The sequence below is a fragment of the Streptomyces sp. DT190 genome (assembly GCF_049846985.1).
Lineage (GTDB): Bacteria > Actinomycetota > Actinomycetes > Streptomycetales > Streptomycetaceae > Streptomyces.
Map to the genome: position 1 here is coordinate 153,144 of NZ_JBNCNM010000012.1, position 11,789 is coordinate 164,932.

The following is an 11,789-nucleotide window of genomic DNA, read 5'->3' on the forward strand; positions in this document are numbered from 1 at the left end:
CGCTCCCTGACGGGGGCGGGCCCACCGCCGTTTTTCGTCCGTCCGTTCTCCGCAGGCCGTCACCGGGGCTGTGGCAGCAGCCGCTCCGGCCCCTTCAGCGGCTGCTTGCGCAGCTTCGCACGCAGTTCGCGTTCCGACTCCGACAGCGGACCGGGCGCGACCGGGGGCGGGACGCCCTGGACGGTCTCGCCCGGCGGTACGGGCGGCTCGTAGTGGGTGGGGGCCGTGCGGACCGTGAGGGCCGTGGTGCCGATCAGGACGACGGTGAAGGCGATGGCGGCACGGGTCCAGAAGCGGGCCCGGCGTTCCCCGCTCCTGCGGACGACCTGGGGCTTGGCGGCCCGCAGCCGCTCGGTGGAGGCCAGTTCGACCAGCCGCCAGTGCAGGGTCTCCGGGTCCGCCAGCTCCGGCAGCCGTTCGGCGACCGTCTCCCGGGCGTGCACCAGCCGGTTCACGGCCGCGCGGGTGCTGGCCTCCGTCTCCGCGGCCGTCTCCGGCAGGCCGAGCCCCACGCCGTCGTGGAGCAGCAGCGTGCGGCGGTACGACGGCGGCAGCTTGAGCAGGGTGTCCATCAGGGCGCGGTCGAGCGCGTCCGGGGGTGGCGGCTCGGGGTGCCGGTAGCGCGGGCGGAGCCGCTGCCAGGGGGAGAGCGCGCACTCGTACGCCATCGCGCGCACCCAGCTCGCGGGATCACGGTCCCGGGCCACCTCGGGCCAGCGCTGCCAGGCGATCTGGAACGCCCGTTCGACCGACTCCCGGGCCAGCTCACGGCTCCCGGTCAGCAGGTAGGTCTGCCGGACGAGGGCGGGGGCGCAGAAGGCGTAGAGCGCGTCGAAGGCCTGGTCGGGGGTGAGGGCGGCGGTGGCGTCGTCCGGCAGGTAGGTCCGCGTCGGACGGGCGGCGGGCGCGGATCGCCGGTCCAACGTCGGCACCCGGCCCCGACCGGGCGCCCCGCCCCGTTCTAGCACCGGCGCGCCGTCCCGTTCGAGAACCAGCGCCCCGTCCTGTTCGAGCACCGGCGCCCGGTCCTGTTCGAGCACCGGCGCCCGGTCGTGTTCGAGCACCGGCGCTTCATCCCGGTCGGGGACCGAAGCACCTCCCCGATCGGCGACCGAAGCGCCTCCCCGCTCGGCGACCGACGCACCGCCCCGATCGGTTCCGCGCGCACCGCCCCGGTCGGGGACCGAAGCACCTCCCCGCTCGGCGACCGACGCACCTCCCCGATCGGCGACCCGGACACGGCCCCGGTCGTGCGCCCGGTCGTGCAAACGCTCGTGCGCCCGGTCGGGAGCCGTGTGCTGGCTTCGGTCGGGAGCGGTGGGGTGACCCCGGTCGGAGGCAGGGGAGTGGGGCCTCTCGGGGGCGGGGCCGCGGGAGCGGTCCGTGGCCGAGGCCCGCCCGCGGCCCTGGTCGGCGGAGCCGGCGCGGCGTCTGTCCTTGGCCGGGACCCGGCCCCGTTCACTCCCGGCGACGGCAGTCGGGGCGGAGGCTGCGGAGGCCCGTGCGCGGCCCGAGGCGGAAGCCCGGCCCCGCCCGCTCGCCCGGGCCGTCTCCGCACGGTGAACGGCCTCCCCCTCCCGCGCCTCCCCGCTCGCCCGAGTCGCCCGAGTCGCCCGAGTCGCCCGAGTCGCCTGAGTCGCCTGAGGAGGCGTCATCTCACCCTCCCCGCCGAGCGAGTTCAGCATCCTCGCGTACTTCTCCCCTTTCCGGCCGCGCGGTGTCGAACGGCCGGTCTCCCATCCGCGCACCGTCTCACTGGTCACGCCCACCCGGGAGGCCAGTTGAGCCCGCGTCAGCGAGGCGGCCTCACGCAGGCGTCGGCGCTCCTTCGGCGGGGGGAGCGGCATGGCAGGGCTCTGTGTCACAGCACGCCCCTCCGAACAGAAAAGTACATAAACGTATATTGAGCGACACAGCGGTGGTTCGCCTGTTACGACGGGAAAGCGCGTGTCGTTGGGAGCATGGCGGGCGTGATCGAGATGACCGCTCGCCGACGTCCGCCGTCGCCCCTGCTCGTCCGGCTGCGCGACCGTTCGCCCGGACTGGTCGGCGGCCTGATGGGGGGTGCGGTCGCGGCCGGTCTGGGGCTCGCCTCGTTCGCCGTGCTGGTGACGCTGCTGTGGATCAGTTCGCCCTACCCCGACAGCGGCCCCGGCGGTGCCCTGCACGTCGCCGCGGCCCTGTGGCTGCTGGCCCACGGGGCCGAACTGGTCCGCGTCGACACGCTCTCCGGCGGCGCCGCCCCCATGGGCGTACCGCCGCTGCTGTTGCTGATCCTGCCCGTGTACCTGCTGCACCGCGCGGCTCGGGACGCCACGGACGGCGGTCCGGGGAGCGGGGACGACCCGGGTGACGCGTACGGCGTCGTCGAGCTGGGCGCCGAGCCGCCCCTGGTCCCGGCCCGCACCGCCTGGGCGGGTGTCGTCCTCGGCTACCTCGCCGTCGCAGCCCCCGCCGCCCTGTACGCGACCGGCGGTGTGCTGCGTCCCTCATGGGTGTCGGCGGTGCTGTGCGTGCCCTCGGTGGCCGTCGTGGCGGCGGGGCTGGGGGTGTGGTCGGCCCATGGCCGTCCGGGCGGGCCGCTGCGGCGGCTGCTCGGCGTGCTGCCCGGGGGAGTGCGGCCCCTGCTGCTCGCCCCGGACGGGCGCCCGGGTGTCGCGACCCGGGCCGCTGCCGCCGGGCTGACGGTGCTGCTCGGTGGCGGGGCGCTGCTGGTGGCCGTGTCGCTGGTGGGGCACGGGGCGGCGGCACAGTCGTCGCTGCTCGGGCTGACCGAGGGCTGGTCGGGGCGGTGCGCGGTGCTGCTGCTGTGCGCGGCCCTGGTGCCGAACGCGGCGGTGTGGGGTGCCGCCTACGCCCTGGGGCCCGGGTTCGCCCTGGGCGCCGGGCATGCCGTCGGGCCGCTGTCGTCCGCGCCGGCGCCGTCCCTGCCGCCGTTCCCGCTGCTGGCGGCGGTGCCGGAGGCGGGGGCGGGGACCCCGGTGCACTGGGCGGCCGGGCTGGTGCCGCTGGTCGCCGGGGTGATGGTGGGCAGGTGGGTGGCGAAGGCGGCGGCCGCAGCGGAACGGGGCGGGACGCGGCCGGGTGGCCGGCCGGCCGTGGTCTGGTCGGCCGGGCGCACCGCCCGTGCGGCCGGCCTGGCGGCCGGGCTGTGCGCGGTCGTGCTGGCGGGCCTCGCCGCGCTGGCGGGCGGCCCGCTCGGGGTGTCCGTGCTGGCCCGCTTCGGCCCGGTGTGGTGGCAGGTCGGCCTGGCGGCGCTGGCGTGGCTGGCGCTGGCGGCGATCCCGACGGCCCTGGCCGTACGGTCCCGGCGCTGCCGGCCGACGGGCGACGCCGAGCCGAGGATCGGCCGGCAGCGGGACGACCAGGCCGAGGACGATCGCGGGAAGCGGGGCGGGCGGCTGTGGAAGAGGCCGGGCAGGTCCGCACGCCCGACGGAACCCGGCACGGCCGGGGGAGCGGCGGGCGCGGCGACCGCCGAGGGCGTCGCCGAAGCGGCCGGCTCGGTGTGGGACGACGACGAGGACCTGGGCGCGATGTGGGCCGCCGGGACTCCCGGCGACTCGGACCCCTTCCCGGCGGACGGGGAGTGGGGGAGGCCGTGGGGAACGGAAGCCACCGCGCGTGACCCGTTCCCGCCGGACGAGGCCCGGTCCACCGCATGGGCGGCAGGGCCGACCAGGGGACCCGGAAGTGCCACCCTCCCCGACGAGGCCGACGAGGCCGACGAGGCCGACGAGGCCGACGAGGCCGTCGAGACCGACCACGCCCCCGAGCGCGACGGCCGGTCGCCGTACGGCAACCGGCCACCCCACGGCGACCCGCCGCCCGAGTCCGAGTCCGAGTCCGAGATCGCCTGACCACGCCCCGCCCGGGGTCTGGTCAGCCGTCTCTGCGTCAGCCGTCCGTGCCCAGGAATCCGCGCAGCTCCTCCGGCAGAAGCTGGGAGCAGGACTGCTTCGCCTCGTTGGTCAGGGCGTCGTTCGTGCACGTGTAGTAGTCGCGGTAGACCAGCTGGGCCGCGAAGGACGCGGCGACCAGGGCGATGGCCAGGGACGCCGTCACCAGACCGCTCACCGCGGCCGTCGTCTGCGGGCGGCCCTGCTGCTCGGGGGCCGGGGCGTCCGGGTCGGGCCTGCCGGGCTTGGCGCGCAGGGAGCTGATGGCCCAGTACAGGGCCAGCGCGCCGAGCAGCAGCGCCACGTACGGCCAGCTGAACAAGGCGAAGAAGAACGCCCACATGCCCGACAGCAGCGCGTAGCGCGCGCGGCGCTGGGCGGGGTCCGTCGGGTCCCAGCGCGGGGTGGGGCCGCCGCCCTGGGGACCGCCCGGGCCCTCGGGGCCGCCGCGCGGGCGCTCACCGAAGCCGCCGGGGGAGCGGCCGGGCTGCCGGTCGCTCCACTGACTGCCCCACGGCGAGCGGTCACGCTCCCCGCCGTCCCGGCCCTCGTCACCGGACGGGCGCCGCGGCTGCCAGGGCCGGTCCGGCGTGCCCTCGGGCGGCGGGGCGAAGGGATTGTCCTCCTGGGACCCGCGCCCCCGGCCGCCCCGGTCGCCGCCGTCCGACGGCGCCTCGGGCGGTGAGCCGGGGCGCTCCCGCAGCAGCACGGCGCCGCGCTCCCCTCCCTGCGGCGACAGCTGGGGGAACGTGAGGAGTCGCTGGCTGCGGTCCGGCATCAAGTGAGCGTCTTCCCGTTGGTGAGTAGGACTGGCTGGTCAGGACTGGACGGTGTCGGAACCGGGTCCGTCACCCCCTGAACGCTCCGCGTCCGGACGGCGTTCCCGAACCAGCCCCGCCCAGACGCTACCTTCCGGCCACGCCCCCGTCCCGTGGGGGCCGTCCGGTGTGCCGGTATCGTTGCTGACGGTCGGCCGGTTCGTAGGCTTCCCCGTATTCGGGGGCCCGAAGCATTCGTATGAATGCACAAACGGCCAGAGGCCGGCCGCCTGGACAGACGCTCCCCCGAGAAAGGCCCACCACCGTGGCCGCCAAGCCCGTGGCCCCGCGCGCCAAGCGCCTCGTCGTGCTGGTCTCCGGATCCGGCACCAACCTGCAGGCGCTGCTCGACGAGATCGCCGCCACCGGCACGCAGGAGTACGGGGCCGAGATCGTCGCCGTCGGCGCCGACCGCGAGGGCATCGAGGGGCTGGCCCGCGCCGAGCGCGCCGGGCTGCCGACCTTTGTGCGCAAGGTCAGGGACTACGGCAGCCGCGAGGAGTGGGACGCGGCGCTCGCCGAGGCCGTCGCCGCCTTCGAACCCGACCTCGTCGTCTCCGCCGGGTTCATGAAGATCGTCGGCAAGGAGTTCCTCGCCCGGTTCGGCGGGCGGTTCGTCAACACCCACCCCGCCCTGCTGCCCAGTTTCCCGGGGGCCCACGGCGTGCGGGACGCCCTCGCGTACGGCGCCAGGGTCACCGGCTGCACCGTCCACTTCGTCGACGACGGCGTCGACACCGGGCCGATCATCGCGCAGGGCGTGGTGGAGGTCCGGGACGAGGACGACGAGAGCGCTCTGCACGAGCGCATCAAGGAAGTCGAGCGAAGGCTGCTCGTCGAGGTCGTGGGCCGGCTCGCCCGCCACGGCTATCGCATTGAGGGACGAAAGGTAGTTATCCAGTGACCGCCGAGAGCAACAAGCGGCCCCTTCGCCGGGCGCTCGTCAGCGTCTACGACAAGACCGGGCTCGAGGACCTCGCGCGCGGGCTCCACGAGGCCGGGGTCGAGCTCGTCTCCACCGGCTCCACCGCCGCGAAGATCGCCGCTGCCGGCGTCCCCGTCACCAAGGTCGAGGAGCTCACCGGCTTCCCCGAGTGCCTGGACGGCCGGGTGAAGACGCTGCACCCGCGCGTGCACGCCGGCATCCTCGCCGACCTGCGCCTGGACAGCCACCGCGAGCAGCTCGCCGAGCTGGAGGTCGAGCCGTTCGACCTCGTCGTCGTCAACCTCTACCCGTTCCGGGAGACCGTCGCCTCCGGCGCCTCCCCGGACGAGTGCGTCGAGCAGATCGACATCGGCGGCCCCTCGATGGTCCGCGCCGCCGCCAAGAACCACCCCTCGGTCGCGGTCGTCACCAGCCCGGCCCGTTACGCCGACGTGCTCGAGGCCGTGCAGAGCGGCGGCTTCGACCTCGCCGCCCGCAAGCGGCTCGCCGCCGAGGCCTTCCAGCACACGGCCGCCTACGACGTGGCCGTCGCCTCCTGGTTCGCCTCCTCCTACGCGCCCGTCGACGAGTCGCGGTTCCCCGACTTCCTCGGCGCCACCTGGGAGCGCGAGCACACCCTGCGCTACGGCGAGAACCCGCACCAGCCGGCCGCGCTCTACGTCTCCCCGGAGGGCGGCGGTCTCGCCCAGGCCGAGCAGCTGCACGGCAAGGAGATGTCGTACAACAACTACACGGACACGGACGCCGCCCGCCGTGCCGCGTACGACCACGCCGAGCCCTGTGTCGCGATCATCAAGCACGCCAACCCCTGCGGCATCGCGATCGGCGCGGACGTCGCCGAGGCGCACCGCAAGGCGCACGCCTGCGACCCGCTGTCGGCGTTCGGCGGTGTGATCGCGGTCAACCGCCCGGTCAGCAAGGAGATGGCCGAGCAGGTCGCGGAGATCTTCACCGAGGTCATCGTCGCGCCCGGCTACGAGGACGGCGCACTGGAGGCGCTCACCAAGAAGAAGAACATCCGCGTGCTGCGCTGCGCCGACGGCCCCTCCGCCCCGGTCGAGGTCAAGCCGATCGACGGGGGCGCGCTGCTCCAGGTCACCGACCGGCTCCAGGCCGACGGCGACGACCCGGCCAACTGGACGCTGGCCACCGGTGAGGCGCTGGACGAGGCCGCGCTGGCCGAGCTGGCCTTCGCCTGGAAGGCCTGCCGCGCGGTGAAGTCCAACGCGATCCTGCTCGCCAAGGACGGCGCCTCGGTCGGTGTCGGCATGGGGCAGGTCAACCGCGTCGACTCCGCGAAGCTCGCCGTGGAGCGGGCCGGTGCCGAGCGCGCGGCGGGTTCCTACGCCGCCTCCGACGCCTTCTTCCCCTTCCCGGACGGCCTGGAGATCCTCACCGCGGCCGGTGTGAAGGCCGTGGTCCAGCCCGGCGGTTCGGTCCGCGACGAGCTCGTCGTCGAGGCCGCGAAGAAGGCGGGCGTCACGATGTACTTCACGGGCACGCGGCACTTCTTCCACTGATCACACGTCCCGTTGATCACGTCCCGCTGATCACGCCGTGACACGCGAAGGCCCCGCCGGTGACCACCGGCGGGGCCTTCGCGCGCTGCGGGGCCCCCGCCTCACCTGCGGCCCTCGGGCGTGTACGCGGCGAGGTAGCGGGCGATGCCGTCGGCGTACCCGCGCACGTCCGGGGGCACCCCGCCCGCCTTGTTCACCGTCCGGTACGACGTGCGGTACGCGGCGGCGATGAGGACCCGGCGGTCGCCCGGCAGGTCCTCGTGCAGGCGCGGCGCGATCCAGCACAGGTAACGGCCCATCGCCGGGATGGACTCGGCCGGCGGGAACGGCGGCTGGGGAACGGTCTCCCCGGGGGTGCCGTCCTCGTTCATCCACCAGCGCAGCACGCGCGGGGTCCAGCGGGCGATGCCGTACTCGTCGTTGGCCGGGTCGGAGAGGTCCGGGTCGAAGTCGCTCTCCACCTTCAGCATGGCGGCGATCAGGGCCGGGGTGACGTCCCGCTGGTCGCAGTCGTGCGCCGTCTCGACGATCAGCAGCCGGTAGGCGGGCGGGATGCCCCGGTCGGTGCGCAGGTCCGAGGCGCCGTACACCGCGGCGGAGACGTCCGCCGAGGCCCCCGGGGCGCCGCCGCCCCTGCGCGCGCCGTCGCCCCAGACGCTGACGCCGTAGGCGAGGGCCGCGACGGCGGTGACGGCGGCGGCCGTGGCCGCCACGACGGACCCGGGGCGCGGACGGCGGGCGGGGCGCAGGCGCGGCAGCCGGAAGGGCCGGTGCCCGGTGCCGGCGGCCGCCCGGACGCGGCGCAGCAGTGCCTCGCCGGTGATGCGGTGGTCGTGGGTGCGGGTCAGGCAGGCGGAGATGATCTGCCGCCACTCCTCCGTCAGCCGGGGCGACAGACGAAGGTCGTCGGTGCCGCGGGCGTAGGCGGCGGCCGCGTCGCGGCGGGCCGCCGGGGTGGCCCCGGGCAGCGGGAAGGAGTCCGTCAGGACGAGGTGGGCGAGGACGCCGAAGGCCCAGACGTCGGCGGACTTGCGGATGCGGCGGCCCCGTTCGCCGATCTCGGTCCACAGCAGCTCGGGCGGTGTGTAGTCGGGGGTGGAGAAGGCCGGTGTGTAGGCGTGGGTGCCCTCCAGCTCGGCGGCCATGTTGAAGTCGGCCAGCCGGACCGAACCGTCCCCCATCAGCAGGACGTTGGCCGGTTTCAGGTCGCCGTGCACCCAGCCGGCGCCGTGCAGCTGGACCAGGCCCTCGCAGATCTGCGCGAGCAGGGCGGGACCGGCGGCGGGCCGGGGCGTGGCGCCGAGCAGGGCGGACAGCGAGCCCTCGGCCCGTTCCAGGACGAGGACGGTGGCGCCGTCCAGTTGCGGGTGGTCCGGGTCGTCCACGGTCAGCGTCTCGTACATCCGCACCAGCCGCGGATGCCGCAGCCGCCGGTACAGCTCGACCTCCCGCTCGATCAACTCCCGCAGATGCGCGAGCCGTCGGGGCGTCGCGGTGCCGGTGGGCAGGAACTTCAGGGCGGCCGTGGGCGGCAGTGCGGTGCTGCCGCCGATCCGCCGGGCCGTGTACACACTGCCGAAGGCCCCGGTCGCCAGGGGCTCGCGCACCTCCCAGACGCCGACCCGGTAGCCCTTCGGTACGGGTACGGCGTAGGGCTCGGTCACCGGGCCACCCCGCCCGGTGGGGCGGCCGGTCCGGTCTCGTGCGCGGGGTGGAAGGGGTGGGCAACGTTGTCGGTGGCGGACCGGCCGGAGCTGGGGCGGGTGCCGGGCGCGCGTCGGATGGGGGATCGGTCTCGCTCGTCCTCCGTGGTCGGCGGAGGTACCACGATGATGCTGTACAAGGTGCTCTCCCCGTGCCTGAACAGCTACCACCGTCAGACTAGGGCGACGCACCAGGGCCGTGCCCCCCTCGTACGGGTGAGACACGGCCCTTGGGTGTGATTGGCGTGAAGTGGTCCGCTCGACCGGGTCCGCTCAGTAGCGGGGGCGGTTGAACCAGGCCTTGCCGGCCGCGTTGCCGACGAACACCGCCACCAGGACGGCGAGGATCGTGTGCACCAGGCCGACGATGACGAAGGGGTAGATGCCGAGGACGGCCGTGATGATGGCGAAGACCAGGATCGTGACCCGGGCGCCGTTGCCGCCGTTCTTGAACTTCGTCGCCAGCACGGCGGCGAACACCAGCCAGGCCAGGCCGAACACCACATAGCCCCAGATCACGCCGGTCGAGTCACCGACCAGGTCCTGGAAGGCGGTGTTGTCCTTGAGGGACTCGTCGTCCTTGGCGGCGTTCAGCGCGATGGCGGAGAACGCGAAGATGGCCACGCCGAGCACCTGCAGACCGACGATCACCCACAGCATCACGCGGGCCGCGCTCACCGAGCCGGGCATCGTCGTCGGGGCGGCGGGGCCGCCGCCGTAGGGGGAGACCGGAGGGGCCTGCGGGTAGCCGTAGCCGGGCGCCTGTCCCTGCTGCTGCGGGTAGCCGTAGCCCTGCTGCTGGGGCTGCTGCCCCTGGGGCGGGCCATAGGGGTTGTTCGGGTCGCCGAAGCTCATGGCGGACTTTCCTCCGTTGTTCCGAGTGCGGGGACGACGCGTGCCGTCCGTACGGAGGAGAGCTCTTCAGATTGCGACCGTCCCCCCGTTGAACTGCCCGCGGCACTTGTCATGTCATCGTTCTGCACCACTGACCGGCTTGTCCAGCCGCATTCCCGATGTGTTGTGCAAGTGCAACATCGCTGATCATGGGCGGATACGGGTGGAGCGCACCCCCGGTGCCCGGATTGCGGCCGGATTGGAACGACGGCGGGGTCATCCGCGAGGATGGGGTCATGACCGCCCAGATTCTCGATGGCAAGGCCACCGCAGCCGCGATCAAGTCCGATCTGACCGCCCGCGTGGCGGCGCTGAAGGAGAAGGGCGTCACGCCCGGCCTCGGCACGATCCTCGTCGGGGACGACCCCGGCAGCCAGAAGTACGTCGCCGGCAAGCACCGCGACTGCGCGCAGGTCGGCATCGCCTCCATCCAGCGCCAGCTGCCCGCCACCGCCACGCAGGAGGAGATCGAGGCGGTCGTGCGCGAGCTGAACGAGGACCCGGCCTGCACCGGGTACATCGTGCAACTCCCGCTGCCCAAGGGCATCGACGAGAACCGGATCCTGGAGCTGATGGACCCGGACAAGGACGCCGACGGCCTGCACCCGATGAACCTCGGCCGCCTCGTGCTCAACGAGCCGGCGCCCCTGCCCTGCACGCCCAACGGTGTGCTGACCCTGCTGCGGCAGTACGGCGTGGAGATCAAGGGCGCCGAGGTCGTGGTCGTCGGACGCGGTGTGACCATCGGCCGGCCGATGCCGCTGCTGCTCACCCGCCGCAGCGAGAACGCGACCGTGACGCAGTGCCACACCGGCACGCGTGACCTGTCGGCGCACCTCCGGCGCGCGGACATCATCGTCGCCGCGGCCGGTTCCGCCCATCTGATCCGCGCCGAGGACGTCAAGCCGGGCGCGGCCGTCCTCGACGTCGGCGTCTCCCGCAGCGCCGAGGGCAAGATCGTGGGTGACGTCCACCCCGACGTGGCCGAGGTCGCCGGGTTCATCTCCCCGAACCCCGGCGGGGTGGGCCCGATGACCCGCGCCCAGCTGCTGGTGAACGTGGTCGAGGCGGCGGAGCGCAGTGCCGGCTGACCGCAACGCAGCGAGCGCGCCGCGCGCCGCGGCCGGTGCCGGTCCGGTCCCCGAGGGCGCCGAGGACGCCCCCGGGGCGCGGGCCGGCGGCCCGCGCAGCGCGGAGCCCGGCCGGGCCCCCGGCGACCACGACGCTCAGGACGGCCCCGACAGCCGGGCCGGCCACGAAGAGCACGGTCGGCGCGACACTCTGGACGGTCACGGCGAGCGCGGTGAGCACGGCGCCCGGGACGGGCACGGTGCGCTCGAGCAGCCCGGCGCGCAGGACGGGCACGGTGAGCGTGAGCAGCGCGGCGCCCGGGACGGGCGCGGACGGCGTGGCGACCACGACGCTCAGGACGGCCCGGCCGGTGCCGGTGAGGGCGACGGCGAGGACGAGTTCACCGTCCGGGATCCGGTCAGCGCTCCCGACGCCGAGGGGCGGCCGCGGCGGGTCACCCGCCGGTTCCCGCTGTTCACCAAGGACACCGCGCGGCCCGAGGGCGGTGGCCGCGCCGCGTCCGGTGACGCGCCCGCGCCGGCCCGGCAGTGGCCCGTGCTCGCCGTGCTCGGCGTCGCCGGGCTCGGGCTGCTGATCACCGCGTTCGACCAGTTCCGTTTCGGCACGCTGCTGATCGGCGTCGCCCTGCTGGGCGGCGGCGTGCTGCGCTGGCTGCTCCCGGACGTCGGCATGCTCGCCGTCCGCTCCCGCTTCACGGACATCGTCACGTACGGCGTGCTGGGCACCGTGATCGTCCTGCTGGCGCTGATGGCGCAGCCGCATCCGCTGCTGCAGATCCCGTTCCTGAAGGACACCCTGCACTTCACGGTCACCAGCGAATGACCGGACGACGGCCCGTCCTCTCCCCCGAGGAAGGACGGGCCGCCGCCGCGATCCACCCTGGTGCACCCCGAACGGCCTGTTCAACGCCTGTCAGT

Annotated in this window: 8 protein-coding genes and 3 pseudogenes; 5 read left to right on the top strand and 6 right to left on the bottom strand. The window is 74.6% G+C overall.

Features of this window, described 5'->3' with window-relative positions; translation table 11 throughout:
• Positions 1-59 precede the first annotated feature (59 nt).
• Both ACPXCS_RS21935 and ACPXCS_RS21940 read right to left on the bottom strand, forming a co-directional pair.
• Positions 60-932: a sigma factor-like helix-turn-helix DNA-binding protein gene (locus ACPXCS_RS21935; protein ID WP_425948581.1), complete on the bottom strand. Its 873-nt coding sequence runs from the start codon at positions 930-932 to the stop codon at positions 60-62.
• 755 nt (positions 933-1,687) lie between these two features.
• A pseudogene (locus tag ACPXCS_RS21940) lies at positions 1,688-1,865 on the bottom strand (helix-turn-helix domain-containing protein); the annotation flags it as partial.
• Positions 1,866-1,961: 96 nt separating this feature from the next.
• On the opposite strand from ACPXCS_RS21940, the gene ACPXCS_RS21945 reads away from it, so the two are divergent.
• A complete protein-coding gene (locus ACPXCS_RS21945; RefSeq protein ID WP_425948417.1) occupies positions 1,962-3,860 on the top strand; it encodes a DUF6350 family protein in 1,899 nt (632 codons plus the stop codon).
• A 37-nt stretch (positions 3,861-3,897) separates the two neighbouring features.
• Here ACPXCS_RS21945 and ACPXCS_RS21950 read toward each other — a convergent pair whose 3' ends face one another.
• Positions 3,898-4,677: a hypothetical protein gene (locus ACPXCS_RS21950; protein WP_425948416.1), complete on the bottom strand. Its 780-nt coding sequence runs from the start codon at positions 4,675-4,677 to the stop codon at positions 3,898-3,900.
• Between the two features lie 305 nt (positions 4,678-4,982).
• Here ACPXCS_RS21950 and purN point away from each other — a divergent pair, with 305 nt between their 5' ends.
• Positions 4,983-5,621 carry a phosphoribosylglycinamide formyltransferase gene (gene purN / locus ACPXCS_RS21955; protein WP_425948415.1) on the top strand — a complete coding sequence of 213 codons (639 nt, stop codon included), beginning with the start codon at positions 4,983-4,985 and terminating at the stop codon, positions 5,619-5,621.
• Positions 5,618-7,183, top strand: coding sequence for a bifunctional phosphoribosylaminoimidazolecarboxamide formyltransferase/IMP cyclohydrolase (purH, locus tag ACPXCS_RS21960; protein ID WP_425948414.1), 1,566 nt, complete (start codon positions 5,618-5,620; stop codon positions 7,181-7,183). The genes purN and purH overlap by 4 nt, the downstream gene beginning before the upstream one ends.
• A gap of 101 nt (positions 7,184-7,284) precedes the next feature.
• Here the strand turns inward: purH and ACPXCS_RS21965 are convergent, their stop codons facing one another.
• The 3 genes and pseudogenes from ACPXCS_RS21965 to ACPXCS_RS21975 form a co-directional block, all read right to left on the bottom strand.
• Complete coding sequence (locus ACPXCS_RS21965; protein WP_425948413.1) at positions 7,285-8,847, bottom strand: protein kinase domain-containing protein; 1,563 nt, start codon at positions 8,845-8,847, stop codon at positions 7,285-7,287.
• Positions 8,848-8,903: 56 nt separating this feature from the next.
• Positions 8,904-9,026, bottom strand: a pseudogene (locus tag ACPXCS_RS21970) (FHA domain-containing protein); the annotation flags it as partial.
• A 133-nt stretch (positions 9,027-9,159) separates the two neighbouring features.
• On the bottom strand, positions 9,160-9,741 hold the full coding sequence (locus tag ACPXCS_RS21975) for a hypothetical protein (RefSeq protein WP_425948412.1): 582 nt from the start codon (positions 9,739-9,741) through the stop codon (positions 9,160-9,162).
• Between the two features lie 275 nt (positions 9,742-10,016).
• Between ACPXCS_RS21975 and ACPXCS_RS21980 the strand changes: the two genes are divergently transcribed.
• On the top strand, positions 10,017-10,871 hold the full coding sequence (locus ACPXCS_RS21980; RefSeq protein ID WP_425948410.1) for a bifunctional methylenetetrahydrofolate dehydrogenase/methenyltetrahydrofolate cyclohydrolase: 855 nt from the start codon (positions 10,017-10,019) through the stop codon (positions 10,869-10,871).
• A 373-nt stretch (positions 10,872-11,244) separates the two neighbouring features.
• Positions 11,245-11,694, top strand: a pseudogene (locus ACPXCS_RS21985) (DUF3017 domain-containing protein); the annotation flags it as partial.
• Positions 11,695-11,789 lie beyond the last annotated feature (95 nt).

What these genes read in the sequence shown, in the direction of transcription:
- ACPXCS_RS21945 (WP_425948417.1), top strand. Translation starts at nt 1,962, where the DNA reads ATGGCGGGCGTGATCGAGATGACCGCTCGCCGACGTCCGCCGTCGCCC.
- ACPXCS_RS21950 (WP_425948416.1), bottom strand. Translation starts at nt 4,677, where the DNA reads ATGCCGGACCGCAGCCAGCGACTCCTCACGTTCCCCCAGCTGTCGCCG.
- ACPXCS_RS21975 (WP_425948412.1), bottom strand. Translation starts at nt 9,741, where the DNA reads ATGAGCTTCGGCGACCCGAACAACCCCTATGGCCCGCCCCAGGGGCAG.
- ACPXCS_RS21980 (WP_425948410.1), top strand. Translation starts at nt 10,017, where the DNA reads ATGACCGCCCAGATTCTCGATGGCAAGGCCACCGCAGCCGCGATCAAG.